This window comes from Pseudomonas sp. LG1E9 (assembly GCF_003290225.1).
Taxonomy (GTDB): Bacteria; Pseudomonadota; Gammaproteobacteria; order Pseudomonadales; family Pseudomonadaceae; genus Aquipseudomonas; species Aquipseudomonas cyclaminis.
Genome location: NZ_CP029983.1, coordinates 1,734,453 through 1,758,583, shown reverse-complemented (window position 1 = coordinate 1,758,583; position 24,131 = coordinate 1,734,453). Strand labels below are relative to the sequence as shown.

The window sequence follows — 24,131 nt, the reverse complement described above, 5'->3', positions numbered from 1 at the left end:
TTCTTCCTGAAAATACAGTGTGCTTAGAAGTTCGCGCCGAAGCTCAGGGCGACGAAGTCGCGGTCATTCGACGTGTTGAAGTCGCCACCAAAGAAGTTGGTGTAGGCAAGACTCGCCGTGTAGGTGTTCTGGTATTCAGCGTCCAACCCCAGGCTCACCGCCTTACGACCCTCTTCAAAGTTGCCGCCAGGACCTGGCGAGTAACCACTCACGTCATGGGACCACGCCACGTTAGGCTTGAGGTTCACCCCTGCGAAGACATCCGGGTACTCCCAGATTGCGCGGCCACGGTAGCCCCAGGAAGTGGACGTGGTGAAACCGTCGTTATTGCAATTTGCAGTACGGTTACTGCCGTCGGCGCCAGCACCAGCCCCAGTGATCGTGCCGGTGTTAAGCGCTGCACACAGGGCACCTTGTCCAGGACCATAAACGGGGTCACGCCCGTAACGTGCCTTGTCACGGCTTTCCAGGCCACCTACGTGAGTCACACCCACTTCGCCTACCAACGTCAGGCGGCTTGCCCCCATGACCTGATCGAAAAAGTGCGTAAAGGTTGTCTGGAACTGAGTGATTTCCTTACGACGGTAGCCATTCAGATCCGTGTCGGCAGCCCCTTTAAGCGGAGAAGCTGCACCCAGGCCGATCAACGGCGTGACGCCCGCATAGAGAATGTCGGTTGTGTTGAGCTGCACCGGAGCGTTTGGCCGGTAGCTGAGTTCTCCGCTCCAGGCTGTGCCGGTAGGTAACGTTGTGGAGAAGCTCAAACCATAAAGGCGGATATCCTCGGGGTACTCGACGAAGTAGCTGGAGTTACCCGCGACAATAAGCGGACGAAGGCCCGCCGCTGGCGTAGGTGTCAGAGAGTTGGCCGCTGCATAAGTCGCAGCCGACGCCCCCCGAGCACTGAAAATCGGAGCCCGGCTGTGATAATTCATGAAGTAGGCGCCGAACTCGGTGTCCAACGGCTCGTAGTTATAGTGAAACGCCACGCCGAATTGACCGCTGTCGCGGGCATCGCGATCCGGTCCACGCTTGACCAGCACGCCTTCTTCGTTGACGTTGACCCCAAAGTTATTCAGCAGCGGCAACGCGCCGGGCTGAGTCGCGAGGAACGAACGCTTGCTGAGCAGTCGGAGGTTATCGGTACAGCCATCGGAAATAACATCAGGCTGCGAGAAGAACGTCCCGCAGTTATCCGTAACGGTCTGGTCCCATTCCAACTGATAAAAAGCTTCCGCCGACAAGTTATCGGTCAGGGTTTGCGACACATAGAACATGTTGACCGGAATCAAGCCTTCCTTGATTTCTGCACCCGGACGACGGAATGCGGACACATCAATTGGGTTAACGGAGTTGATGCCGCCGCCAATGAAGGTGCTTTCACCCCAGCTAACGACTTGCTTACCGAACCGCACGTTGCCGGGCTGATCGGCAATGGAATAGTTGTGGTAGATAAACGCATCGAGTATCTGCCCACCGGAAGACTTGGCGCCCTCTTTGCGATTGTTATCGCTGATGTCCTTGAACTCGCGGCTCTCGTCCTTGAGTTCGAAGTCGTACCAGTACTTGCCACGCACAAACACACCGGTATCGCCGTACTTCAGCTCCAGGTCATGAATCCCCTTGAAGATCTTCGAGAACGTTTCGCCACGTTTGAAGTTCAAGTGACCGTCATCGGAGGTCTGGGACAACCCCTTGCCACCGTTGTTGACGCCGATGAGATCCCGGTCAGGCTTGGCTGTCGACCAGCTCGCCCCCACAGAAAGCGACGAGTCAAAACTCCCTTCGATTTCACCGATATTGAAACTGACGCCGAATGCGGGCCCGGCGAGCGTAGAGGCGAGGCTGACGGCCAATGGCAATCTTGCCCGGCGCCAGAACTGGTTTACTGAGGTCATCGACGCTACTCCATGTGCATTATTGTTATGGCAGTGAGTTCTTTTGTGATGCTTGTAACGGCCGGAATACAACGATTCCAATGCCGCCCTGGCAACTGAACCTCCATGGCCCGAAGCGACGCATCCTTGAAAAACTCTGAGTAGGACTATAGCCAGCAGGGGGTACCGCTTGATCCCTCTAAAGTGTGATTCGCATCACCGACCCGTCTGCCACAGCCCTTTCGCCATGTCGGCAAAGGCCGACGCGGAGAGGATGGCTGAAAATCGGCAAATCACAAGTAGAGGCGCAAGATAGAGCATTGCCGTGCCCGAACGGGCACGGCGAGGGGCATCAGAGGGTGGACAGGAAGGTACTGTTGTTGGCCTGCCATTCGATGATGTCGATACGGATACGTTTTTTATCGAGTTTGCCGACACTGGTCTTGGGAATTTCAGTAACAACGGCGATCTGGCTCGGAATCGCCCACTTGCTCAAATGGCCCAATTCCACAAATGGCTTGAGGTGTTCCTTGAGCTCGCGGGCCCCTATCATATGGCCATCATGCACCACCAACAGCGCAAACGGGCGCTCGCCCCACTGCGGATCGGCGATGCCCACCACCGCTACTTCGCGTACCGCCGGGTGACGGCTGACCAGGTCTTCGAGGGCCAGTGAGGAGATCCACTCGCCGCCGGTCTTGATCACGTCCTTGATGCGGTCGCGGATATCGATCACACCAAATGCATCCAGCGTGGCCACGTCGCCGGTGTGCATCCAGCCGCCAGCCCACAGCTCGGCGCCCTTCTGCGGCTCGTTGAAATAACCTTCGCTGAGCCACGGCGCACGCAACACCAACTCGCCCTGGGACTCGCCGTCGGCGGGCAGGAAGTTACCCTCAGTGTCCATGATCGCCGCTTCCACCAACGGTCCGGGCACGCCGGCTTTAATGCGATAGGTGATGCGCTCGTCTTCGCTACCGGCCAACAGCTCTTCGTTGAGGTGAGCGCATGACACCAACGGGCCAGTCTCGGACATGCCGTACGCGGCGGTCAGTTGAATCCCACGCGCCTTCGCCGCCTCATACAGCGAGCGATTGAGTGCGCTGCCGCCGATGACGATTTTCCAGCCGGCAAAATCCACGCCTTGGGCGGCCTTGGCGTTGAGCACCATTTGCAGGATGGTCGGCACGCAGTGGGAGAAGGTGACCTTTTCCTTGCGCCACAGCTCCACCAGGTATTCCGGGTCGTAGCGGCCAGGGTAGACCTGCTTCAGGCCAAGCATGGTCGCCACATACGGCAGGCCCCAGGCGTGCACGTGAAACATCGGCGTGATCGGCATGTACACGTCGTTGGTGCCCAGCAGGCGCACGCTGTCGATGCTGCCCATGATGGTCGCCACGCCGATGGTGTGCAGTACCAGTTGGCGATGGGTGAAATACACGCCCTTGGGATTGCCGGTGGTGCCGGTGGTGTAGAAGGTGGTCGCGACAGAATGCTCGTCGAAATCCTCGAAGTCATACTTGGGGCTGGCGGCGGCGAGCAGGGTTTCGTACTCGCCCACCAGATTCGGCAGCTCGGCAGTCTTTGATTCGCCATCAGTGAGCAGCAGGGTCTTGTCGACGGTAGTGAGCTGCCCGGCGATGGCCTGGTACAGGCCCACGAACTCACTGTTGACCAGCACAAAGCGGTCTTCGGCGTGATTCATGGTGTAGAGAATTTGCTCCGGCGACAGGCGCACGTTGATGGTGTGGATCACCGCGCCGATCATCGGGATGGCGAACATGCATTCCAGGTAGCGATGGCTGTCCCAGTCCATCACTGCCACGGTGTCACCGGCCTTGACCCCGGCTTCGGTCAGCACATTGGCCAAGCGCGCGACCCGTTCGATCAAGGTCGGGTAGGTGTAGCGCAGCTTGTCGCGATAGACGATTTCCCGGGTCTTTTCGTAGCGAGCACCGGACATCAGCAGGCGCTTGATCAACAGTGGATATTGGTATGCACCTTCGGCGGGGGGAATAACACGGGTCTGCAACATACGAATCCCTTTTATGACTGCACGGTCTTGGCTGAACGATCTGCACTGTAGAGCGCTTATGTTTCAGCCAAATCAGCCAAAGGAATGATTTGCAGAGGGGGGGAATGCTAGCGTTGAGCCGCACCAACCCTTTTCTATATACCTTCAGATCAGGAAGTCACCTGCTTTGAAAAGCGAACCTTCCGACATTCGTCACCGATAGCAACTCTTTACGCTTTGGGTTTTCGCCATATCCATTGCTAAGGACCGCCATGTACAACGATCCCATACACCGCACGGACACCCTCAATCCGTACAAGGATTTCATTGGCGGTGAACAGATAAAGCATTGGATCGAGTTCCAGTTGCTGGACGAGCAGGGCGAGCCCTTGGCAAACCTGCCCTATTACGCGAGGAATGAAGCCACTCGCGAGGGTTTTGTACCCGAGTTCGTTGGCTACAGCGATGCCGAGGGCGTGATTCGCATTGAAGGCCTGCATCCGCTGGCCATTACGCTTCTGATGCAGGCCAACCCGCTGGCCGAGCAACTGAAAAACCGTCGCTTGCGTGCCGAACGTGCCGAGCCGCCCCGGCCGGGTATTGGAGACCGCACACCGATGTATGTCCCGCAACGCTCGGGCTTCTCGCCCATCGAGCAGCAGGCGCTCGCTGCCGGGCATGGCTATCACTATTTGCGTATCGGCCAACTCTGCGACAAGTTGCCGACTCTTGACCCGCCTGTGCCAAATCCCGAGCGGCCCCCGGCCTTTCACTTTCCTGAGCCAGGCTGGCGCGGCTTCACCGTCAGCGATGAGGAACTGGACCGTCGCCATGTGCTGGAGGTCTGCCCCTTTCGCGCCTGGTCTCTGGTGTTGCATCACCAGCCTGAGTACAGCCTGGTCAATGCCTACAACCTGGGCTTGATGAGTATTTTGTCGTATAGCAATGGGGATGAGCACGAACTGGGGTCCGTCAAGCAGCTCTTCGAACAGCAATGCCTGGATCTGTCGCGCACACCTAGGGTTTGGGACAACGGCCAGGCTTGGCCCTGTGTCGTGACGGATGTGCCTTTTAGTGATCGTTATGTCACGGTTGAACCCTTGGATACTGGTAAGGCAGATCCACCGGAAGGTCACACTCAGTTGTTTTACGCTATCAGTGCTTCTCAGGTTTTGGTGGCTTGGCGCGGTACTGAAATGGAAGGGGTCGCAGATCTAATTACTGATGCTACCTTTCGTCCTGTGAAGCCCGAGATCGCTGCGGTTTGCGAGCCGAAGGTTCCTTGTCCTGACCTTACTTCTGTGGGCAGTGTGCATCTTGGGTTTCGTGATGCCTTTGAAATGGCGAGACGGGTGTATGCCAAAGATTTGGGCAAGACGATTTTTGAGGATATTGAAAGTAAAAAGCTCTTCATCTGCGGCCATAGCCTAGGCGGCGCACTCGGCCTCATCCACGCTGCCTCGCTGATAGACTATAACCCTCTGCTCTACACCTACGGCATGCCCCGCACCTTCACTCTCCACGCCGTGCAGTTCCTGGGCGACCTATGGCACTTTCGTCATGTCAATGACATGGACGCTATTCCTCGCGTGCCTCCCGAGGCCGCGCTAGACAACTACCTGTATGACATCTACGGCCCTATGGGCCTGCTGGCCGGGTTTAGTTGGTCGCTACGTCAAGCTGCTACCAGCGCCCTGTTCAAGCATGAAGACCCATACAGCCATCACGGTGAGATCGCGTTGTTTCTCCGCACCGAACAACACCAGCAACAAGAATTCACCCCATACCCCGCTTACCGCAGACCTGACGGCTCGCCTTATCGCAGCACGCTCACTTATGAACTGCCGGTAAAAGCCAAGTTGTATTTGGTCCCGAGCCTGAGCGAGGACAGTGATCAGCAGGCTGAGCAGGCCACGCAGCGCCTCAACACCTCCCTGACTGCAGAAAGCCGAGCCAGGTTCTTCCCGCGCTACAGCCTCCCGACGACGTGGCGAATGCCGCGTATTGGCGATCATTACATGTCGCAATACCAACCCTATATCCACAACCAATTACTGGAGTCGATTGACGCCGAGCGCGATCCGTTACTGGAGCGGCAGATAGAAAGGCATAAGTTCGAACAGCAGATAAAGTACTACTACGGGAGCATTCATGCAGACGAATTGGCCCGCAGTCGCATTTTTCTCGACTTGCAGGCTCTGGTAGACCAGGCCCTGCATGTCACCCAGCAAATGGAGGGCGGAGCGGAAGCGCTGCAACGCTTTAATGCCATTGCCGACCCCAAAGCGTATTACGAGAAAATTTATGGTTAAGCCTATCAGTTCGCTAAAAGTCGAAACCGGGTTTACCCGACTGCTCAGTTTCGCGTGTGTGATGTTTTTCAGCCTCAGCGGCTGCCGCCAGGACTACAGCCTGGCGCCGCCGGCCAACAGCGAAACAATAACCGTCACCGTGAAACTGCCCAAGGAACTGAAAACCGAAACCATGTGGGTGATGTATCGCTCGCCCATCTGTAAGAGCATCAGACGCGGCCCCAGCGGCCAACGTATGGAACGGGATGGGCATCAGTCGGTTTACAAGGAACTGGAGCGTCAAGGAGAGAGCGATCTTTACCAGGTGAAGCTGCCAAAAGATGGTGGAGGGGCGTGTCGCTGGCATTTGGCGAATGTGACCTTTGGTGTGGAGTATGCCGATCCAACGCGTTTTGGCGAGAACGTGACTTATGGCGCCGGAGGAGGCGTGGTCGTGATATTTGACTACAACAACCCACCCCGGGGCGGTTTTGGTATCAAAGTTGATGGGGATTTGACGATTAAGAAAGACTACTACCCGTGGATACATGAAAGATTCATAGGTGGGTACAGCAAGACTATAAGTTTGGCGGGCGAGGGTGGTATCTATATTAACTATCATGCATTACAGGCGCGAGAAGTGTATTTCGAGCCTATTTTTCATCCTGCGGTACTGGTTGTTTCAGAAGGGGCAAAAATACACAAAGTTGGAAACTTCATTAAATTCACCTATCCCGACGGCAGCGTCGTAGCTGATGGCCAATCGAAGCCAGACTTCTGGAAACTACAAAGCCTGCGCACAGGACGCGCCCGTGAATGTTTATCGGTTTGGCAATACGAAAGATGTCCAGACCGTCGCCCACGGTTATTACCTGAATGGATTCCGTCCCCTGAAAAGCCTGGTTTCGGGCAGTACCTCATTGTGGATGAGTGGGGTAATGCGCTGCCGATATATGACTATCGACTGGTCGGCGCTGACGGGCGGATTTCCCGTGAAAGGACAACGAATAAGGGGCTCACGCAACCCTTGCCGAGCAGCGTTCATCCCTTGCGCGAAGTTGTTTTCCCTGTTGTATGGAAGTGATGAGGTCGACCATGCCAAGTTCGATTGTCGAGTCCGTGGATGCCGCCAAGCGCAGGCCCATATTGCAGCGCCGGTTAATGGTTTTGTGCGTGATGTTTTTCAGCGTCAGCGGCTGCCGCCAGGACTATAGCCTGGCGCCGCCGGCCAACAGCGAAACAATAACCGTCACGGTGAAACTGCCCAAGGAACTGAAAACCGAAACCATGTGGGTGATGTATCGCTCGCCCATCTGTAAGAGCATCAGACGCGGCCCCAGCGGCCAACGTATGGAACGGGATGGGCATCAGTCGGTTTACAAGGAACTGGAGCGTCAAGGAGAGAGCGATCTTTACCAGGTGGAGCTGCCAAAAGATGGTGGAGGGGCGTGTCGCTGGCATTTGGCGAATGTGACCTTTGGTGTGGAGTATGCCGATCCAACGCGTTTTGGCGAGAACGTGAGCGCTGGAGGAGGTGGCGGTGTGGTCGTGATATTTGACTACAACGACTCACCACGGGGAGGAGCTGATTTCAAGGTTGATGGTGATCTGACGATCAAGAAGGATTACTACCCTTGGGTCGATGAAGAGTTTTTGGGACCTTATAAAAAAACTGTGGGCTTGACCGGCGAGGGCAGCATCTACCTTAGTTATCGGGCTTTACAGGCGCGGCAAGTATATTTCGAACCGGTCATACACCCGGATTTCGTCGTCTATTCGGCGGGGCCAAAGGAAAAAAAAGAGGGAAACTACACCGTTTTCACCTATCCCGACGGCAGCGTCGTAGCTGATGGTCAATCGAAGCCAGACTTCTGGAAACTACAAAGCCTGCGCACAGGACGCGCCCGTGAATGTTTATCGGTTTGGCAATACGAAAGATGTCCAGACCGTCGCCCACGGTTATTACCCGAGTGGATTCCGTCCCCTGAAAAGCATGGTTTCGGGCAGTACCTCATTGTGGATGAGTGGGGTAATGCTCTGCCGATATATGACTATCGACTGGTCGGTGCTGACGGGCGGATTTCCCGTGAAAGGACAACGAATAAGGGGCTCACGCAACCCTTGCCGAGCAGTTTTCACCCCTTACGCGAAGTTGAGTTCCCTGTGGTATGGAAGTGATGAGGTCGACCATGCAGAGTTCGGCTGTCGGGACCGTTCGATTCCGCCAAAAAGAACACCCTAGTCCACCTTAATCTATCGTAGAGAGTTCGACTCACTTCATACTGGTAAACGCCAACTTCACCCCAATCACAATCAAAACCGCCCCCATGGTCCGATCAAACCAATGCCCCATCCGCGCAAACCCGGCGCGCACGCGCTGTTGGCTGAACAGCATGGCCACGAGGCAGAACCACAACGCCGTCGCCACCGCCAGGTACACACCGTAACCCGCCTGTACGGCCAGCGGCGTGTGCGGGTTGATCACCACGGTGAACAGCGACAGGAAGAACAACGTGGCCTTAGGGTTCAAACCATTGGTCACAAAGCCCGCAGTAAACGCGCCGCGTGGTGTGCGCTCGCCCGCTTCACGGTGCAATTCGCCCTCGGCGGCGGGCTTGGCCGGCTGCGCGCGCAGGGCTTTGAAGCCGATATACAGCAGGTACGCGGCCGCCGCCCATTTCAGTGCATTGAACAGCACAATGGACTGGGACACGATCAAGCCGATCCCCAGCAACGAGTAACCCACGTGCAGGAAAATCGCCGAGCCCACACCCAGTGCGGTCCAGGTGCCGGCGCGACGGCCATGGGTCACGCTTTCGCGTACTACCACGGCGAAATCCGGGCCTGGGCTGGCCACTGCCAACAGGTGGATCAGGGCCACGGTCAAAAACTCGGCGACGTACATACTCACTCCATTAAGTAACGGATTATTTCATCTGATAGGCTCGGCAGATTACGCCTTCGAACCCTGTCGCAAAAGGTACAGTTGATGACGAACAATCGCCGCGCCGTCTTCCTTGATCACCCTTCCCTGGACCTGGGGGACCTCGACCTCAGCGGTCTAAGAGACTGCTTCAGCGACCTGCAGTTGTACTCGGACACCACGCCGCAGAATGTGATTGAGCGCCTGCAAGGTGTGCAGGTGGTCATCAGTAACAAGATCGTCCTCAACAGCGAAACCCTGGCGGCCTGCCCGGAACTCAAGTTGATCCTGGTATCGGCCACCGGCACCAACAACGTCGACCTTGAGGCCGCCCGCGCCCAGGGCATCACCGTGAGCAATTGCCAGGGCTACGGTACGCCATCGGTGGCGCAGCATACGATCATGCTGCTGCTGAACCTGGCGACGCGCCTGAAGGACTATCAACGGGATGTGGCCGCCGGCAAATGGCAACAGGCCAAGCAGTTCTGCCTGCTCGACCATCCTATCGTCGAGCTGGAAGGCAAGACCCTCGGCCTGCTGGGCCACGGCGAACTGGGCGGCGCGGTAGCCCGGCTGGCCGAAGCGTTTGGCATGCGCGTACTGCTTGGCGCGATTCCGGGTCGCCCTGCCCGTGCAGACCGTGTACCTCTGGATGAGCTGCTCAGGCAGGTCGACGCCCTTACCTTGCATTGCCCACTCAACGAGCATACCCGCGACTTTATCGGCGCCCGCGAACTCGCACTGCTCAAGCCCGGCGCGTTGGTGGTCAATACTGCACGCGGTGGTTTGATCAACGAACAGGCGCTGGCGGATGCCTTGCGCAGCGGTCACTTGGGCGGCGCAGCCACCGATGTGCTGAGTGTGGAGCCACCGGTCAACGGCAACCCGTTGCTGGCTGATGACATTCCCCGGCTGATCGTCACCCCGCACAATGCCTGGGGCAGTCGCGAAGCGCGGCAGCGCATCGTCGGCCAACTGACGGAAAACGCCCTGGGCTTTTTCAGCGGCGCCCCGCTGCGCGTCGTCAGTTGATAAACTGCGCCCCTTTTCAAGGAGCAGACCATGGATCCGCGCAGTGAAGTACTGCTTCGTCAGGCCGAACTTTTTCAAGGCAACCTGTTGCTGGTGGGCTTGCCCGCCGACGACCTGCTGGGCCGCCTGCCCAACGCCCACGCCTGGTGCTGGCATGCCGGCGATCAGGCAGCGCTTGATGCGCGGTTCCCCGAGCGCAGCCAATTTGGCGTGAACGTGCCGGAGCGTGAGTTCGACGCTGCGGTGATCTTCCTGCCCAAGTCCAAGGACCTCACCGATTACCTGCTCAACGCCGTCGCCGCACGCCTGCCCGGCGCCGAGCTGTTTCTGGTCGGCGAGAAAAAAAGCGGTATCGAAAGCGCCGCCAAACAGATGATCCCGTTCGGCAAACCGCGCAAGCTCGACAATGCACGGCACTGCCAGCTGTGGCAGATCACCGTGGCTAACGCGCCGCACGCGGTGGAACTGGAAAGCCTGGCGCAAGTGTTTGAAGTGCCGCTGGCCGAAGGCCCGCTCAAAGTCGTGAGCCTGCCGGGGGTGTTCAGCCATGGTCGCCTGGACCGTGGTACCGAGTTGCTGCTGGAGCATTTGGACAAACTGCCGAGCGGCCATCTGCTGGACTTCGGTTGCGGCGCAGGCGTGTTGGGGGCTGCGGTGAAACGTCGCTACCCGCACAACAGCGTGACGATGCTGGATGTCGACGCCTTCGCCGCCGCCAGCAGCCGCCTGACACTGGCTGCCAACGGCCTGGAGGCCGAGGTGCTGACCGGTGATGGCATCGATGCTGCACCGATGGGCTTGAACGCGATTCTGAGCAACCCACCGTTCCATGTCGGGGTGCACACCGATTATTTCGCTACCGAGAACCTGCTGCGAAAAGCGGCGAAACACCTGGCAAAAGGTGGCGAAATTCGGCTGGTTGCCAACAGCTTCCTGAAGTACCAGCCGCTGATCGAAGAGCATTTGGGCGTGTGTGCGATCAAGGCTGAGGGCAATGGTTTTCGCATCTACCGTGCCAAGCGCCCCTGATGGCGCTTTGAAAAAGAAGGCTTGCCGAATGGATTTTGCCTAGGCAGAATCCGCTCCGTCCTAGGGGAGTAGTCTCCCACGAGCACCACGCTCGTCCGGCATACGTCAACATACTTGGTCAACAGACCATGGCGTATGCGACCCAGGAGTCCGCACAGACGGACCGGGGTTTGACAAGACCTATGACACGCACACCTTACCCGGGGCGGGAAGGCTGTACGTGTCATAGCCGTGTCGACCCGCCCCTGGAAACTTACCTGATGCTGGATTCATTACTCGTTCCTACCGCAATCGTTGCCTTGGCCGAAATCGGCGACAAGACGCAACTGCTCGCGCTCATTCTCGCTGCTCGCTTTCGCAAGCCCTGGCCCATCATCGCTGGCATCGTCGCCGCGACCCTGGCCAACCATGCGGCCGCCGGTGCCGTGGGTGCCTGGTTTGGCAGTTTCTTCTCCGACGCGGTGTTGCACTGGATCCTCGCGGCGAGCTTCTGCGCCACCGCCCTATGGACCCTGGTGCCGGACAAACTCGATGACGACGAAGCCAGCACCACACGCAAGTTCGGGCCATTCCTGACCACGCTGATTGCGTTTTTCCTGGCGGAAATCGGTGACAAGACCCAGATCGCCACGGTGATGCTCGCCGCGCAGTACCCGGAGCTGTGGCTGGTGATTATCGGCACCACCCTGGGCATGTTGATTGCCAACGTGCCGGTGGTTCTGGCGGGGAATTTTGCGGCGGAGAAACTGCCACTGACGATGATTCGTCGACTGGCGGCGACGGCGTTCTTTGTGTTGGCGATTGTCGCGGTGTACAAGGCCATGCAAAGCAGTGGCTGGATCTAAGGATCCAAGCCTGCAAACCCAATCAAATATGGGAGGGGGACAAGCCCCCTCTCACATTTAGATCCTCATCAAGCCTTAGGACTTCTTGGCCTGCTGGTAGAGCGGCATCACCTTCGGAATCGCCGCCTGCAACGAGGCAATCCGGCTGTCGGACGCGGGGTGAGTGCTCATGAATTCCGGCGGCGAACCTTCCGAAGCCTTGGCCATCTTGTTCCACAGCGTGATGGCAGCGTTCGGGTTGTAGCCGGCGCGGGCTGACAGCTCCAGGCCAATCAGGTCTGCCTCGTTTTCATTGCTGCGGCTGTTCGGCAAAGTCATGCCGTAGTTGGCCACGGTGTCGGCCAGTGCCAGGCTGTCCTGGCCCAAGCCGAACAACGCACCGGCGCCCTGCTTGGCGATCTCGATACCATACGCCTTGGACATTGCCTCACGGCCGTGCTCGCGCAAGGCATGGGCGATCTCATGGCCCATCACCGCTGCCAACTCGTCATCCGTCAACTTGAGATTGTCGATCAATGCGCTGTACACAAAGATCTTGCCGCCTGGCCCGCAGTTGGCGTTCATCTCATCGCTCTTGATCAAATTCACTTCCCACTTCCACTGCGCTGCGTCAGGGCGGAAGGTGGGCGCCTGGGCGATCAAACGCTTGGCGATAGCCTGCACACGCTTGGCGTTGGCACTGGTCTTGTCCAACTGGCCTTTGGTACTGGCTTCACCCAAGGTCTGCTGGTAGGACTGGGCATACATCTGGTCGACTTCCTGACTCGACAGCATGCTGAACATGTACTGCTTGCGCTCAACCCCAACGGCGCCACCGCTGGTGGTATTGACCGACTGACACCCTGCCAGCAACATTGCCGCCGCCAATACGCTTACCGCCACTGTTTTTTTCATCAACACTCGCTCCCTGAAAAACACCCATAAAACATCGCGCGTATCGTAGGCGCTCATTTGTATCGGCGCCAGATACAACAGACGCTTAACCGCTGATTTTCAGATACATCCCACAGCGGCCTTCAGGTTCAGGCCGGCGTCAGGCACTCCGGCCCGTTGAGCTTGGGATCGTTGACCATGTTGGCCAGGACACGCTCGCGCAGCGCGACGGGCTCACTGGCCAGCAAGCTTTGCAGCACATGCAACGGCGTTTCGGGATCAAGCCAGGCGGCCTGCCCAGCCGCGTCCAGGATCAACGGCCGGCGCTGGCTCTGGGCGGCCTGCGTCACCGCAGCAGTGCTCAGCCACACTTGCTCCTGCACCGGATAGGCCTCCCAGATCGCCGCAAAAAACAACGTGGAGCCCTCCCCCGGCGTCAGCCAATAGGGGCGTTTGCGCTGGGTACCGCGCCATTCATAAAAGCCGTTGGCCGGCAGCAGGCAGCGACGCTGGCGGAAGGCTTCGCGGAACATCGGCTGCTCGGCCAGGGTTTCGGCGCGGGCGTGGGCCGGTGTGCGGGAAAGGTCAGTCAGCCAGGGCGGCGTAAGGCCCCAACGGGCGCGGGCCAGGGTGCGCTGGCCGTCGTTCAGGCGCTGGATGAGCACCGAATCATTCGGGGAGATGTTCCACTGGGCCTGCTGGTCGACGGGAAACCCCGGCAAGGCCGCAAAGGCAGGATTCCAGCGAAACAGGGCATAACGTCCACACATGGGGCAACACGACTCTTGGGTAAACCGGCCGACAGCCTAACAGACCAGCACGTCAGGGAAGCTGTCGGGTTCATCGCCGGGCACGGGCTGTGCACCGATGTAGGTGGTGATCAGCTCGCGGGCATCCACGGCCCGGTCGTTGTCCACCTCCAGCCCCAGCAGGCCGAAAATCGGCAGCTCGCCGGTGCCGCCGAGCAAATGCCGCCCCACCAAGTGCGCCTCGATGCCCTCGCTGGCGAGCATTTGTTGCAGCAACTCGCCTTCCATCAGGTTTTCCGGTTCGTAGATTCGCTGCATAGGTTTGCCTGTTATTCGTTTTCGCTGCGGGTTTCGAGCATCCACTCATCACCATGCACCTGCAGGTTGCACGTGATCGGCCTGCAACACACCTGACAGTCTTCTATGTAAACCTGATCACCGCCGGACAAGTCCACCGTCGTCTCGACCTCTTCACCACAATAAGGACAATCGTAGGTCGCAGTTTCCAGCATCGCAGTCTCCCAAGTGACTTGTGCGTATAATCGCCGGTCTATTTACAGGGCTATTGTCCGGCCGGGCCAATTACCCGTACCGCGCCCTGGTATTTCCTTTACTTACCCTAGCCGTTTCTAACAAGAGAGCATGATGGGCGAATTCGATACCATCCGACCTTACAACGACAGCGAAGTCCCGGCAGTGCTGGACCGGCTGTTCAGTGACAAGGCCTTTCTGGACATCCTGACCCACTTCCGCTTCCCGCGCTTTGCCGGCGCCCTGGGCTGGCTGCTCAAGCCGATGATCGCCCGCAAACTACGCCGTGAGTTCGCTGGTGTCACCACCGTGGCGACGCTGCAGGACAAAGTCGAGTATTACGTCGACCATACCATTGACCGGGCGACCGACGGCGTGACCTATAGCGGCGTCGAGCAACTCAAGTCGGGCAGTGCCTACCTGTTTCTGGCCAACCACCGCGACATCGTGATGGACCCGGCCTTCGTCAACTACGCCGTGTACCACGCCGGCCTGCCGACGCCGCGTATCGCCATCGGCGACAACCTGCTGCAAAAGCCGTTTGTCAGCGACCTGATGCGCCTGAACAAGAGCTTCATCGTGCACCGCTCGATCACCGGGCGAAAGGAGAAGATGGCCGCGTTCAACTTGCTGTCGGCCTACATCAACCATTCGATCCGCAACGACTGCCAGTCGATCTGGATCGCCCAGGCCGAAGGTCGTGCCAAGGATGGGGATGACCGCACCGAGTCGGCGATCCTCAAGATGTTCCACGTCAGCCGCAAGGACGAACCGTTTGCCGAGGTGATCCAGTCGCTGAACCTGACCCCGGTGTCCATCAGCTACGAGTACGACCCGTGCGATACGGCCAAGGCCCGCGAGCTGTATATCCGCGCCACCACCGGCACCTACGTCAAGGCGCAGGGTGAAGATGACGTGAGCATTGCGCTGGGCATTACCGGCTACAAAGGCCGCGTACACATCAACTTCGCGCCGCCGATTACCGAGCGCTTCGAAGACACCAAAGTGCTGGCCGTGGAAATGGATCGACAGATTCTCGGCGGTTATCGGCTGTTCCCAGTGCACTACCTGGCGTATGCCCAATGGAGCGACGCCGACCCGCAATTACAGGTGCCAAAGGCGGCCGAGGTGTTCCCGGCGGATGAACTGGCCAAGGCGAAGGCCGAGTGGGAGCGGCGCCTGAATGAATGCCCGGAGGAACACCGGCCATTTCTGGTGGTGCAATATGCGACGCCGGTGCGCAATCAGTATCGGGTGAAGGCCGGAATCCCTCTCTGAACACCGATCAAAAATGTGGGAAGGGGCGGTTTTTTAGATTCGGGTGCTGAGCCAGGATATGGCCAGCCCCAGCCCCAGACAGGCGAAGCCGATCCGGTAAGCCACCCGATGCGCCCGTTCGGTGCGCACATCCAGGAACAGCATGGGCTGATCGATGGCCCGGTCTTCGCTTTGTGCGGTCAACTCGGCCATGGCGCGTTGTTCGCGCAGGCGGGTAATGAACAGAAGCGCCGCACCGGGGCAGGCTACCAATAAAGCCACAGCATTGATCAATAGTGCGGGCAGCGCCATCACAAACCTCAGGAAAACAGTGTCTGGGTATCCGTGCAGATACCTACATAAACGGACAGTGGCCTCCAGCGCCTAAAACACTCCATCCCCCATGGACGGTTAATGTATCCAGTAATTTACAGCGTCACCTGAACGTCACCTTAACAAGCCACTCTGTTGCCCTTCGAACGTTCGGGAGCTTGTCATGCTGCACGCGCACAACCAGGATCGGCTGTATCTGATTGCCCAAAGCGATGAGCAAGAGGCGCTGGTCGGCGGCCTTGCGTTCAACGTGCAGGACCGCCATTGGCTGGTGTATTGCGCCCTTGGCGGGCACCAGCATGCGGACTTGCCGGAGGCCGATCTGTTGACCGGGGTGAGCATGCTGGACTTCTGTATCGACACTGCCGCGTGAAACTGAAGACGAAAAAAAACCGGGCTCATCACTGAGCCCGGTCTTAATCTGGACAGTTACTGCGCGCTGAGCAAGGAACCGATGCTTGGGTCCTTGAACAGGCGGGTCAAGGCGTCACTCAGGACATCGCTGACCAGCTTGGTGTTGGTTTCCTGGTTCGGCGACATGCCGAAGCGCTGGTTCAACGATGCGCCGTAGCGGCCGCTGTAGCGACGGGTACCGGCGGTGACGTCGGACTTGAACGTTGCGCCGATGGCAGCTTCAGTCACGTACAGGCCTTCTTTAGGCGACTGATACTTCAGTTCCGCCAAGGTGATGGTCAGCTGAGGAGCGCCTGGTGCGTTGGCGCTCGGCGTGAAGCCCAGCAGGCGCACGGCCGCTTCGGCCTGGGCCTGCAACTTGGGCAGCACGTCCTGGCCAGTCACCGAGATAAGCGCGGTCTCCGGGTACAGGCCACCGCGAGAGCCCAACGTAGGCGAAGGACGACCATCCACGACACGCACCGACACCGGCTGACCGTGACCTACCGGGGCCAACTGCGTGGTGAGCTTCGGTTGTGGGCTCAGTTGTTGCGGGCTGTTGGCGCAGCCAACCAAGGTCAAACTGGTCACAGTGATCAAACCGAACAACAGGCGTTGCAACATGCGCTTCTCTCCAGAAATCAGGTACCGACAGGCCGGCAGTATAGCGGGGCGCCCCCGCAGGGAACTAGCGTCAGTTACAACCTATGACTCGTCGCCTCGGCAGCGGTTCGCTGTCATTGATATGTCATAGCCGTTACATCGACTCGTCATCCCCACACGGCATGCTTAGCCTCAATCTCAGGAGGGCTCTCGCCATGCAATTTCTCTGGTCACTGTTTACCCGCAAGCCGGCCCTTCGTCAGTTCGCCCGGCTCGATGCACAAGGCCGTTGCCAGGCGTTCAAGGAATGCAGCCAGGCGCCTGTGGGCGACGGTTGGGTGGAAATCGATGAAATCCGCCTGAGCTGGATGCATCACCCGCTCCCCGCCCGTGCCCGTGTAAGCCCACGTCCTGTGCGGTCGCCACGTCACCAGCCGTTGGCCGCCTGACCGAATACCTAATAAAAGTCATAAAACACGCCCATTTCCCTGACGTTCTTCGCTACAATCTCCCCCCGATTATAAGGACGTCTCCTGATCGGGCCTCGCAGCACGTTAATGCCTCGGTATTAACCCCCCAAGAATCGCCCACAGAGAGCCGCCCACACAGATCGAGTGAAGCTGGCGCGCTTGCTGTTTCCTTTGCAAACCACCCGCCTCTACCGAATCTGCCAGAGCTGCCATTGCGCCCGGCCACTGTGCCAGCCCGCGGCAGCCCTTTTTTGAGGTTCACGTCTTCAAAAGAGCGTGAAAAAACGGGTTTTCACAACTTCACAAGAGTGTGGCGAGCAAATGAATAGTTTGGCGTTTGTACAAGCACCATCAGCGTCTGGAACAGCCCAATCACACAGGACCGAGTATTCCTCAATCACCGGAGCTTGAGCCTGTCCGCTACGGATTGATTGCACGAATTGCACGCTTTGACCATAAGTCGAATTGCCACAGGCGCCCATGAATGCGTTCATAGGCGAATGAGGCAGGCAGGAAGCGTGCGCTGACGTTGCAAAGAATTGCGAAACGGACATGGCGATCCTGGCCATGGGTAACCTGGGGCAACACGTGAACCGCCCCGTCACTCCTGGCAGCCATGCCGTCAATTTGGTGCTGCAGATTTTGGAGACGCGTTAAATGGCGCATAACGAAGCAGTCGACGTAGTACTGGTAGGGGCCGGCATCATGAGTGCCACCCTGGCCGTATTGCTCAAAGAGCTCGACCCCGGCCTCAAGCTGGAAGTCGTTGAGCTGATGGATTCGGGTGCCGCGGAGAGTTCCAACCCGTGGAACAACGCCGGTACCGGCCACGCCGGGCTGTGTGAGCTGAACTACACGCCCCAGGCCGCCGATGGCTCCATCGACATCAAGAAAGCCGTGCACATCAACACCCAGTTCGAGGTGTCGAAGCAGTTCTGGGCGTACCTGACCAAAAAAGGCACCTTTGGCTCGTCCAAGTCCTTTATCAGCCCGGTGCCGCACCTGAGCTTCGTGCAGGGCGACAAAGGCGTGTCTTTCCTCAAGAAGCGCTTTGAATCCCTCAGCCAGCACCATGCGTTTTCGGACATGCACTACACCGAAGACCGCGGCGAAATGGCTGAGTGGATGCCGCTGATGATGCCAGGCCGCCCGCTTGACGAAAAAATCGCCGCCACTCGCGTCATGAACGGCACCGACGTCAACTTCGGCGCCCTGACCAACCAATTGCTCGGCCACCTGACCAGCTCCCCGGATGCCCAGGTCAAGTACAGCAAGCGCGTCACCGGTCTCAAGCGCAACGGCGCCGGCTGGACCGTGAGCATCAAGGACGTCAACAGCGGCACCAGCCGTGAAGTGGACGCCAAGTTCGTGTTCCTCGGTGCCGGTGGTGCGGCCCTGCCGTTGCTGCAAGCCTCGGGCATCGAAGAAAGCAAAGGTTTTGGCGGCTTCCCGGTCAGTGGCCAGTGGCTGCGTTGTGACAACCCGGAAGTGGTCAAGCACCACCAGGCCAAGGTCTACAGCCAGGCCGCCGTCGGTTCGCCACCGATGTCGGTGCCGCACCTCGACACCCGCGTGGTGGATGGCAAGAAATCCCTGCTGTTCGGGCCCTACGCCGGCTTTACCACTAAGTTCCTCAAGCACGGCTCGTTCCTTGACCTGCCGATGTCGATTCGTGCCGGCAACATCGGCCCGATGCTGGCCGTGGCCCGCGACAACATGGACCTGACCAAGTACCTGGTCAGCGAAGTGCGCCAATCCATGGAGCAGCGCCTGGAATCCCTGCGTCGCTTCTACCCTGAGGCGAAAGCCGAAGACTGGCGCCTGGAAGTGGCCGGCCAACGGGTACAGATCATCAAGAAAGACCCGAAAAAAGGCGGCGTGCTGCAATTCGGCACCGAGCTGGTCGCGGCCAAGGACGGCTCCCTGGCAGCGCTGCTGGGCGCTTCTCCGGGCGCTTCGGTGACCGTTTCGATCATGCTGGAGCTGATTGAACGTTGCTTCCCGGCCAAGGCTGCGGGTGAGTGGGCAGCCAAGCTGCACGAGATCTTCCCGGCACGGGAGAAAGTCCTGGAGACCGACGCCGAGCTGTATCGCAAGATCAACACGCAGAACAACATCAGCCTGGAGCTGGTGGAACAAAGCAACGAGGCCGAAAGCTACGCTTGAGGCATTGCTGCCATAAAAAAAACGCCCCCCCGGGGCGTTTTTTTATGGCTGGGGAAAATCAGCCGCGGGCGTTTTCGATCAGCTCTATGTACTCAGGCGCATTGCGCTGGTCCTTGATCAGATCAACAAACGTCTGGCCATGCTCATCCTTGCCATCCAGGTCCAGCCCGGCTTCCTTGAAAAAGCCCAGGAACCGCTCGAAATCGTCGATGCGCAGGCCACGGTAGGCCTTGATCAGTTTGTGCAGGGACGGTGAAGTCGCGTCAACCGGCTCGAAGTCCAGGAACAACTTGATCTGATCGTCGCCGATCTCGTCACCAATCACCTGTTTCTTATCTTTACGCATTACCGACTCCAGCCTGCAGACATTTACACGGGATTTGAAGTCTACCTGTGTGACGCAAGCTCCGAAAGCAGTGGAGATCCAAGGTGTTTTGATTATTTGGTGCGGACTGCACCGGTGTGCAGGTCCGCCCAGATATGCCCGTTGGCATAACTGAGGAACTGCACATACACCGTGTCATTGCGCAGCAAATCGACGATCACCCGGTATTGGGCCACCGGATACGACAGCGTCAGCGTCTTGCTCTTGTCATCAAACACCGGCTTTTTCAGGCTTTTGCTTTCGGCATCGAAATTGAGCACCACCTGGCTGATTATCGCGCCTTTGTTCAGGGACTTGCCCTTGAGGCGGATCATCAACGGCGACGTCACCGGGATCGGTTGCTGGTTGGATTGGCGCTGGTTGCCCACCACCACCGCGTACTCGGTGACTTGCAGCAACTGCTGCTGGTCAGGGGTTTCAGTGCGCAGCGTCAGGTCATCCGGCGGCAGGAATTGAGCATGCATCGGCGCCGGAGCGGCGGCCAGGGGCAAACTCAGGGTCAGCGCCAGGACGGCGCACGTGCGAATCAACAGGCTCATGTACAGCTCCAGGCGCGGGGGCCACGCACGATAGCATGACAACCCTGCGCCGGGCCTGGGTCACATGCCTTTGACGGCGTAGATCCCATTGGCGTTGCGCCAGTAGCCTTTATAGTCCATGCCGTAACCGAAGATGTAGCGGTCAATGCATGGCAGACCGACGTAATCGGCTTTCAGGTCCGGACGGGCCTTGCGGTCGTGGTCTTTGTCGATCAGCACGGCGGTGTGCACTTTGCGCGCGCCGGCGTGTTTGCAGAAGTCGATGATCGCGCCCAGGGTGTGACCTTCGTCGAGGATGTCGTCGATGATCAGCACGTCGCGGTCAATGAACGAGACTTCCGGCTTGGCTTTCCAGAACAGGTCGCCGCCGGTGGTTTCGTTGCGATAGCGGGTCGCGTGCAGGTAGGACGCTTCCAGCGGGAATTGCAGGTGGGTGAGCAATTTGCCGGCGAAAATCAGGCCGCCGTTCATCACGCAGAAGACCACCGGATTGGTGTCGGCCATTTCGCGGGTGATGTGGGCGCCGACCTTGGCGATCGCAGCTTCGACTTGCGCTTCGGTGTACAGGCAATCAGCCTCACGCATGATTTGACGGATATGCTCAAGATCAGCGGACATGGCGCTCTCCAAAGGGGTGCTGTGGCAAGAAAAGCGGGCGAAGGTACGCTTCTCATGCGCTCCGAGCAAGCCTTAATGGACTAACGTACTAGATGTCTATAGGACAACACCCTCGGATAGATTAATCTAGGCCGGTTTTTTTGCCCGCCGCCGGAGCCTTTCCCATGCCCACTCGCGAGATCCGCCACCCGCTGATCCAGCACAAGCTCGGCCTTATGCGCCGCGCCGACATTAGCACGAAGAACTTCCGTGAGCTTGCTCAGGAAGTCGGAGCGTTGCTCACTTACGAAGCCACCAAGGACCTGCCGCTGGAAACCTACGAGATCCCCGGTTGGGCCGGTCCCGTACAGGTAGAAAAAATCGCCGGTAAGAAAATCACCGTGGTGCCGATCCTGCGCGCCGGTATCGGCATGCTCGAAGGCGTCCTCAGCCTGATTCCGGGCGCCAAGGTCAGCGCCGTGGGCGTGGCCCGCAACGAAGAAACCTTGCAGGCTCACACCTACCTGGAAAAACTCGTTCCGGAAATCAACGAACGCCTGGCCATGATCATCGATCCGATGCTCGCCACCGGAAGCTCCATGGTTGCCACTATTGACCTGCTGAAAAAAGCCGGTTGCCGGGACATCCGCGCCATGGTGCTGGTCGCCGCGCCCGAAGGCATCGCCGCTGTCGAGAAAGCGCACCCGGACGTGCAGATCTACACCGCGTCCATCGATGAGCGCCTGAATGAACACGGCTACATCATCCCAGGCCTGGGCGACGCCGGTGACAAGATCTTCGGCACCAAGCAGAAGGACGCGTGAGCATGCAGGATGAATTCAACGACCCGCTTTGGCGCCAGATCCTGTCTGGCGCACAAATGCTCTTCGTAGCATTTGGCGCGCTGGTGTTGATGCCGCTGATCACAGGCCTTGATCCAAACGTCGCACTGTTCACCGCAGGCCTGGGCACGCTGTTGTTCCAGGTGGTGACGGGGCGGCAGGTGCCGGTGTTTTTGGCATCGAGCTTTGCGTTTATCACGCCAATCATTCTCGCCAAGGATCAGTTCGGCCTTGCCGCGACGATGGGCGGGGTGATGGCCGCCGGTTTCGTCTACACGTTTCTCGGCGCTGCGGTGAAGATCAAGGGCACCGGTTTCATTGACCGCCTGCTGCCGCCCGTGGTCATCGGCCCGGTGATCATCTCCATTGGCCTGGCCATGGCACCGATCGCCGCTAACATGGCGATGGGTAAAGGTGGCGACGGCGCCGAACTGATCCCCTACAAGACGGCCATGCTGATCTCGATGCCGGCGCTGCTCACCACGTTGATCGTGGCGGTGTTCGGCAAAGGTATTTTCCGCCTGGTGCCGATCATCTCCGGTGTGTTGGTGGGATTTGCCATGGCGTTCTACTTTGGCGTGGTCGACACGGCCAAGATTGCCGCCGCGCCCTGGTTCGCCCTGCCCCACTTCACCGCGCCGGAATTCAACTGGCAGGCGATCCTGTTCATCGTCCCGGTGGCACTGGCCCCGGCGATCGAACACATCGGTGGCGTGATTGCAGTCGGCAGCGTGACCGGTCGCGACTACCTGAAAAAGCCCGGCCTGCATCGCACGCTGCTCGGTGACGGTATCGCCACCACGGCAGCCGGCCTGTTTGGCGGCCCGCCGAACACCACCTACGCCGAAGTGACTGGCGCGGTAATGCTGACCAAGAACTACAACCCGAAAATCATGACCTGGGCGGCAGTGTTTGCCATCAGCCTGGCATTCATCGGCAAGTTCGGTGCATTGCTGCAGAGCATTCCCATCCCGGTAATGGGCGGAATCTTGTGCCTGCTGTTCGGCTCGATTGCTGCGGTAGGGATGAACACACTGATCCGCCACAAGATCGACCTGGGCGAGGCGCGCAATCTGGTGATTGTGTCGGTGACCCTGGTGTTCGGGATTGGCGGGGTATTGGTGGGAACCGGTACAGGTCCGAACGACTTCGGCCTGAAGGGCATCGCCTTGTGTGCGGTCGTAGCGATTGCTTTGAACCTGCTGCTGCCGGGCAATGATGGCTGGAAGAACAAGAAGCCTGACGAACCGCTGCTTTAACTGCCAACGCAAAACCAAATGTGGGAGGAAGCTTGCTCCCTCCCACATTTTTACATCTTCAGTGTGGCTTAGAGCTCACCCAAGCCATCGATCAGCGCCTGGTTCTGCTCCGGCGTACCAATGCTGATCCGCAGGAACTGGGCAATCCGCTCCTGCTTGAAGTGCCGCACGATCACCCCTTGCTCACGCAATTTGGCCGCCAGGCCGGCAGCATCGTGCTTGGGGTGACGAGCAAAGATAAAGTTGGCCGCTGACGGCAACATTTCAAAGCCTTTACCTTCCAGTTGCGCAACCATCTGCTCACGACTGTCGATGACCAACCGGCACGTCCTCTCGAAGTACTCACGATCCTCAAACGCCGCCGCCGCACCGACAATCGCCAGGCGGTCCAGCGGATAGGAGTTGAAGCTGTTCTTGACCCGCTCCAACGCCTCGATCAGGTCCGGGTGGCCCACGGCCAGGCCCACGCGCAAACCGGCCAGCGAGCGCGATTTGGACAGGGTCTGGGTCACCAGCAGGTTCGGGTAGCGATCCACCAGGCTGATGGCGGTTTCGCCACCGAAGTCGATATAGGCTTCATCGACCACGACCACCGAATCCGGGCTGGCCTTGAGGAGCTGCTCCACCGCGTCCAGCGCCAGCACGCAGCCAGTCGGCGCGTTGGGGTTGGGGAAGATGATCCCGCCGTTAGGCTTGGCGTAGTCCGCTACACGAATCTGGAACTGCTCATCCAGTGGCACCGGGTCGGACTGGATGCCGTAGAGGCCGCAGTATACCGGGTAGAAGCTGTAGCTGATGTCCGGGAACAGCAGCGGCAGGTCGTGCTGGAACAGGCCGTGGAAGATGTGCGCGAGCACTTCATCCGAGCCGTTGCCGAGAAACACCTTGCCAGCGTCGACCCCGTAGTACTTGGCCACGGCCTGCTTGAGCAGGTCGCTGTTGGGGTCCGGGTACAGGCGCAGGTTGTCGTTCAACTCGGCCTGCATCGCGGCCAGCGCCTTGGGCGACGGGCCGTAGGGGTTTTCATTGGTGTTGAGCTTGACCAGCTTGGTCAGCTTTGGCTGTTCGCCGGGTACGTAAGGCACGAGGTCCTTGACGAAGGGGCTCCAGAATTTGCTCATGA

At 58.8% G+C, this 24,131-nt stretch carries 25 protein-coding genes and 1 riboswitch; of the genes, 12 read left to right on the top strand and 13 right to left on the bottom strand.

The window, feature by feature from the left end:
* Nucleotides 1-23 precede the first annotated feature (23 nt).
* A complete protein-coding gene (locus DNK50_RS08265; protein ID WP_099584903.1) occupies nt 24-1,898 on the bottom strand; it encodes a DUF1302 domain-containing protein in 1,875 nt (624 codons plus the stop codon).
* Between the two features lie 331 nt (nt 1,899-2,229).
* A complete protein-coding gene (locus tag DNK50_RS08260; protein WP_099584902.1) occupies nt 2,230-3,912 on the bottom strand; it encodes a fatty acid--CoA ligase in 1,683 nt (560 codons plus the stop codon).
* A 251-nt stretch (nt 3,913-4,163) separates the two neighbouring features.
* Here DNK50_RS08260 and DNK50_RS08255 point away from each other — a divergent pair, with 251 nt between their 5' ends.
* The 3 genes from DNK50_RS08255 to DNK50_RS08245 are packed head-to-tail and all read left to right on the top strand — an operon-like array spanning nt 4,164 to nt 8,360.
* Nucleotides 4,164-6,203 (top strand): lipase family protein, encoded by a 2,040-nt coding sequence (locus tag DNK50_RS08255; protein ID WP_112193513.1) that lies wholly within the window; start codon nt 4,164-4,166, stop codon nt 6,201-6,203.
* Nucleotides 6,196-7,266 (top strand): hypothetical protein, encoded by a 1,071-nt coding sequence (locus tag DNK50_RS08250; RefSeq protein WP_112193511.1) that lies wholly within the window; start codon nt 6,196-6,198, stop codon nt 7,264-7,266. Before DNK50_RS08255 ends, DNK50_RS08250 begins: the two co-directional genes overlap by 8 nt.
* A gap of 11 nt (nt 7,267-7,277) precedes the next feature.
* Nucleotides 7,278-8,360: a hypothetical protein gene (locus DNK50_RS08245; RefSeq protein ID WP_256595575.1), complete on the top strand. Its 1,083-nt coding sequence runs from the start codon at nt 7,278-7,280 to the stop codon at nt 8,358-8,360.
* A gap of 94 nt (nt 8,361-8,454) precedes the next feature.
* Here the strand turns inward: DNK50_RS08245 and DNK50_RS08240 are convergent, their stop codons facing one another.
* The gene (locus DNK50_RS08240) at nt 8,455-9,087 is read right to left on the bottom strand and encodes a LysE family translocator (RefSeq protein ID WP_112193509.1); all 633 of its coding nucleotides are present in this window, start codon (nt 9,085-9,087) and stop codon (nt 8,455-8,457) included.
* An 84-nt stretch (nt 9,088-9,171) separates the two neighbouring features.
* Between DNK50_RS08240 and DNK50_RS08235 the strand changes: the two genes are divergently transcribed.
* The 3 genes from DNK50_RS08235 (at nt 9,172) to DNK50_RS08225 (ending at nt 12,011) form a co-directional block, all read left to right on the top strand.
* Nucleotides 9,172-10,137 (top strand): 2-hydroxyacid dehydrogenase, encoded by a 966-nt coding sequence (locus tag DNK50_RS08235; protein ID WP_112193507.1) that lies wholly within the window; start codon nt 9,172-9,174, stop codon nt 10,135-10,137.
* Between the two features lie 30 nt (nt 10,138-10,167).
* Complete coding sequence (locus DNK50_RS08230) at nt 10,168-11,166, top strand: class I SAM-dependent methyltransferase (RefSeq protein WP_112193506.1); 999 nt, start codon at nt 10,168-10,170, stop codon at nt 11,164-11,166.
* A 51-nt stretch (nt 11,167-11,217) separates the two neighbouring features.
* Nucleotides 11,218-11,337, top strand: a riboswitch (yybP-ykoY riboswitch).
* Nucleotides 11,338-11,426: 89 nt separating this feature from the next.
* Nucleotides 11,427-12,011, top strand: coding sequence for a TMEM165/GDT1 family protein (locus DNK50_RS08225; RefSeq protein WP_099587147.1), 585 nt, complete (start codon nt 11,427-11,429; stop codon nt 12,009-12,011).
* Nucleotides 12,012-12,086: 75 nt separating this feature from the next.
* On the opposite strand, the gene DNK50_RS08220 is transcribed toward DNK50_RS08225, so the two are convergent.
* The 4 genes from DNK50_RS08220 to DNK50_RS08205 form a co-directional block, all read right to left on the bottom strand.
* Nucleotides 12,087-12,905, bottom strand: a complete 819-nt coding sequence (locus DNK50_RS08220) for a M48 family metallopeptidase (RefSeq protein WP_099587146.1) — start codon at nt 12,903-12,905, stop codon at nt 12,087-12,089.
* A 128-nt stretch (nt 12,906-13,033) separates the two neighbouring features.
* The gene (locus DNK50_RS08215) at nt 13,034-13,654 is read right to left on the bottom strand and encodes an SOS response-associated peptidase (protein ID WP_112193505.1); all 621 of its coding nucleotides are present in this window, start codon (nt 13,652-13,654) and stop codon (nt 13,034-13,036) included.
* A 36-nt stretch (nt 13,655-13,690) separates the two neighbouring features.
* The gene (locus DNK50_RS08210; RefSeq protein ID WP_112193503.1) at nt 13,691-13,951 is read right to left on the bottom strand and encodes a putative signal transducing protein; all 261 of its coding nucleotides are present in this window, start codon (nt 13,949-13,951) and stop codon (nt 13,691-13,693) included.
* Nucleotides 13,952-13,962: 11 nt separating this feature from the next.
* Complete coding sequence (locus tag DNK50_RS08205) at nt 13,963-14,145, bottom strand: CPXCG motif-containing cysteine-rich protein (RefSeq protein ID WP_099587143.1); 183 nt, start codon at nt 14,143-14,145, stop codon at nt 13,963-13,965.
* A 133-nt stretch (nt 14,146-14,278) separates the two neighbouring features.
* On the opposite strand from DNK50_RS08205, the gene DNK50_RS08200 reads away from it, so the two are divergent.
* On the top strand, nt 14,279-15,442 hold the full coding sequence (locus tag DNK50_RS08200) for a 1-acyl-sn-glycerol-3-phosphate acyltransferase (RefSeq protein WP_177411508.1): 1,164 nt from the start codon (nt 14,279-14,281) through the stop codon (nt 15,440-15,442).
* Between the two features lie 33 nt (nt 15,443-15,475).
* Here DNK50_RS08200 and DNK50_RS08195 read toward each other — a convergent pair whose 3' ends face one another.
* Nucleotides 15,476-15,733 carry a hypothetical protein gene (locus tag DNK50_RS08195; RefSeq protein WP_099587141.1) on the bottom strand — a complete coding sequence of 86 codons (258 nt, stop codon included), beginning with the start codon at nt 15,731-15,733 and terminating at the stop codon, nt 15,476-15,478.
* 184 nt (nt 15,734-15,917) lie between these two features.
* Here DNK50_RS08195 and DNK50_RS08190 point away from each other — a divergent pair, with 184 nt between their 5' ends.
* Nucleotides 15,918-16,127: a hypothetical protein gene (locus DNK50_RS08190; protein WP_099587140.1), complete on the top strand. Its 210-nt coding sequence runs from the start codon at nt 15,918-15,920 to the stop codon at nt 16,125-16,127.
* A gap of 56 nt (nt 16,128-16,183) precedes the next feature.
* Here DNK50_RS08190 and DNK50_RS08185 read toward each other — a convergent pair whose 3' ends face one another.
* Complete coding sequence (locus DNK50_RS08185; RefSeq protein WP_099587139.1) at nt 16,184-16,771, bottom strand: YajG family lipoprotein; 588 nt, start codon at nt 16,769-16,771, stop codon at nt 16,184-16,186.
* Between the two features lie 194 nt (nt 16,772-16,965).
* Between DNK50_RS08185 and DNK50_RS08180 the strand changes: the two genes are divergently transcribed.
* Together DNK50_RS08180 and mqo are read left to right on the top strand one after the other, a co-directional pair.
* Nucleotides 16,966-17,199 (top strand): hypothetical protein, encoded by a 234-nt coding sequence (locus DNK50_RS08180; protein WP_099587138.1) that lies wholly within the window; start codon nt 16,966-16,968, stop codon nt 17,197-17,199.
* Between the two features lie 678 nt (nt 17,200-17,877).
* Nucleotides 17,878-19,386 carry a malate dehydrogenase (quinone) gene (gene mqo, locus DNK50_RS08175; protein WP_112193501.1) on the top strand — a complete coding sequence of 503 codons (1,509 nt, stop codon included), beginning with the start codon at nt 17,878-17,880 and terminating at the stop codon, nt 19,384-19,386.
* 58 nt (nt 19,387-19,444) lie between these two features.
* Here mqo and DNK50_RS08170 read toward each other — a convergent pair whose 3' ends face one another.
* From DNK50_RS08170 to DNK50_RS08160, 3 genes are all read right to left on the bottom strand, one after another.
* Nucleotides 19,445-19,732 (bottom strand): PA4642 family protein, encoded by a 288-nt coding sequence (locus tag DNK50_RS08170; protein ID WP_099587136.1) that lies wholly within the window; start codon nt 19,730-19,732, stop codon nt 19,445-19,447.
* 92 nt (nt 19,733-19,824) lie between these two features.
* Nucleotides 19,825-20,310: a hypothetical protein gene (locus DNK50_RS08165; RefSeq protein WP_112193499.1), complete on the bottom strand. Its 486-nt coding sequence runs from the start codon at nt 20,308-20,310 to the stop codon at nt 19,825-19,827.
* Between the two features lie 60 nt (nt 20,311-20,370).
* Nucleotides 20,371-20,928, bottom strand: coding sequence for a hypoxanthine-guanine phosphoribosyltransferase (locus DNK50_RS08160; protein ID WP_032886291.1), 558 nt, complete (start codon nt 20,926-20,928; stop codon nt 20,371-20,373).
* A 164-nt stretch (nt 20,929-21,092) separates the two neighbouring features.
* Between DNK50_RS08160 and upp the strand changes: the two genes are divergently transcribed.
* Complete coding sequence (upp, locus tag DNK50_RS08155; RefSeq protein WP_099587134.1) at nt 21,093-21,731, top strand: uracil phosphoribosyltransferase; 639 nt, start codon at nt 21,093-21,095, stop codon at nt 21,729-21,731.
* Nucleotides 21,732-21,733: 2 nt separating this feature from the next.
* Complete coding sequence (locus tag DNK50_RS08150) at nt 21,734-23,008, top strand: uracil-xanthine permease family protein (RefSeq protein ID WP_112193497.1); 1,275 nt, start codon at nt 21,734-21,736, stop codon at nt 23,006-23,008.
* Nucleotides 23,009-23,076: 68 nt separating this feature from the next.
* Here DNK50_RS08150 and hisC read toward each other — a convergent pair whose 3' ends face one another.
* A complete protein-coding gene (gene hisC / locus DNK50_RS08145) occupies nt 23,077-24,129 on the bottom strand; it encodes a histidinol-phosphate transaminase (RefSeq protein ID WP_112193495.1) in 1,053 nt (350 codons plus the stop codon).
* Nucleotides 24,130-24,131: the final 2 nt, after the last annotated feature.

What these genes read in the sequence shown, in the direction of transcription:
- DNK50_RS08235 (WP_112193507.1), top strand. Translation starts at nt 9,172, where the DNA reads ATGACGAACAATCGCCGCGCCGTCTTCCTTGATCACCCTTCCCTGGAC.
- DNK50_RS08225 (WP_099587147.1), top strand. Translation starts at nt 11,427, where the DNA reads ATGCTGGATTCATTACTCGTTCCTACCGCAATCGTTGCCTTGGCCGAA.
- hisC (WP_112193495.1), bottom strand. Translation starts at nt 24,129, where the DNA reads ATGAGCAAATTCTGGAGCCCCTTCGTCAAGGACCTCGTGCCTTACGTA.
- DNK50_RS08165 (WP_112193499.1), bottom strand. Translation starts at nt 20,310, where the DNA reads ATGAGCCTGTTGATTCGCACGTGCGCCGTCCTGGCGCTGACCCTGAGT.
- DNK50_RS08180 (WP_099587138.1), top strand. Translation starts at nt 16,966, where the DNA reads ATGCAATTTCTCTGGTCACTGTTTACCCGCAAGCCGGCCCTTCGTCAG.
- DNK50_RS08250 (WP_112193511.1), top strand. Translation starts at nt 6,196, where the DNA reads ATGGTTAAGCCTATCAGTTCGCTAAAAGTCGAAACCGGGTTTACCCGA.
- DNK50_RS08255 (WP_112193513.1), top strand. Translation starts at nt 4,164, where the DNA reads ATGTACAACGATCCCATACACCGCACGGACACCCTCAATCCGTACAAG.
- DNK50_RS08185 (WP_099587139.1), bottom strand. Translation starts at nt 16,771, where the DNA reads ATGTTGCAACGCCTGTTGTTCGGTTTGATCACTGTGACCAGTTTGACC.
- DNK50_RS08205 (WP_099587143.1), bottom strand. Translation starts at nt 14,145, where the DNA reads ATGCTGGAAACTGCGACCTACGATTGTCCTTATTGTGGTGAAGAGGTC.
- mqo (WP_112193501.1), top strand. Translation starts at nt 17,878, where the DNA reads ATGGCGCATAACGAAGCAGTCGACGTAGTACTGGTAGGGGCCGGCATC.
- DNK50_RS08200 (WP_177411508.1), top strand. Translation starts at nt 14,279, where the DNA reads ATGGGCGAATTCGATACCATCCGACCTTACAACGACAGCGAAGTCCCG.
- DNK50_RS08150 (WP_112193497.1), top strand. Translation starts at nt 21,734, where the DNA reads ATGCAGGATGAATTCAACGACCCGCTTTGGCGCCAGATCCTGTCTGGC.
- DNK50_RS08240 (WP_112193509.1), bottom strand. Translation starts at nt 9,087, where the DNA reads ATGTACGTCGCCGAGTTTTTGACCGTGGCCCTGATCCACCTGTTGGCA.
- DNK50_RS08265 (WP_099584903.1), bottom strand. Translation starts at nt 1,898, where the DNA reads ATGACCTCAGTAAACCAGTTCTGGCGCCGGGCAAGATTGCCATTGGCC.
- DNK50_RS08215 (WP_112193505.1), bottom strand. Translation starts at nt 13,654, where the DNA reads ATGTGTGGACGTTATGCCCTGTTTCGCTGGAATCCTGCCTTTGCGGCC.
- upp (WP_099587134.1), top strand. Translation starts at nt 21,093, where the DNA reads ATGCCCACTCGCGAGATCCGCCACCCGCTGATCCAGCACAAGCTCGGC.
- DNK50_RS08220 (WP_099587146.1), bottom strand. Translation starts at nt 12,905, where the DNA reads ATGAAAAAAACAGTGGCGGTAAGCGTATTGGCGGCGGCAATGTTGCTG.
- DNK50_RS08160 (WP_032886291.1), bottom strand. Translation starts at nt 20,928, where the DNA reads ATGTCCGCTGATCTTGAGCATATCCGTCAAATCATGCGTGAGGCTGAT.
- DNK50_RS08245 (WP_256595575.1), top strand. Translation starts at nt 7,278, where the DNA reads ATGCCAAGTTCGATTGTCGAGTCCGTGGATGCCGCCAAGCGCAGGCCC.
- DNK50_RS08230 (WP_112193506.1), top strand. Translation starts at nt 10,168, where the DNA reads ATGGATCCGCGCAGTGAAGTACTGCTTCGTCAGGCCGAACTTTTTCAA.
- DNK50_RS08210 (WP_112193503.1), bottom strand. Translation starts at nt 13,951, where the DNA reads ATGCAGCGAATCTACGAACCGGAAAACCTGATGGAAGGCGAGTTGCTG.
- DNK50_RS08260 (WP_099584902.1), bottom strand. Translation starts at nt 3,912, where the DNA reads ATGTTGCAGACCCGTGTTATTCCCCCCGCCGAAGGTGCATACCAATAT.
- DNK50_RS08195 (WP_099587141.1), bottom strand. Translation starts at nt 15,733, where the DNA reads ATGGCGCTGCCCGCACTATTGATCAATGCTGTGGCTTTATTGGTAGCC.
- DNK50_RS08190 (WP_099587140.1), top strand. Translation starts at nt 15,918, where the DNA reads ATGCTGCACGCGCACAACCAGGATCGGCTGTATCTGATTGCCCAAAGC.
- DNK50_RS08170 (WP_099587136.1), bottom strand. Translation starts at nt 19,732, where the DNA reads ATGCGTAAAGATAAGAAACAGGTGATTGGTGACGAGATCGGCGACGAT.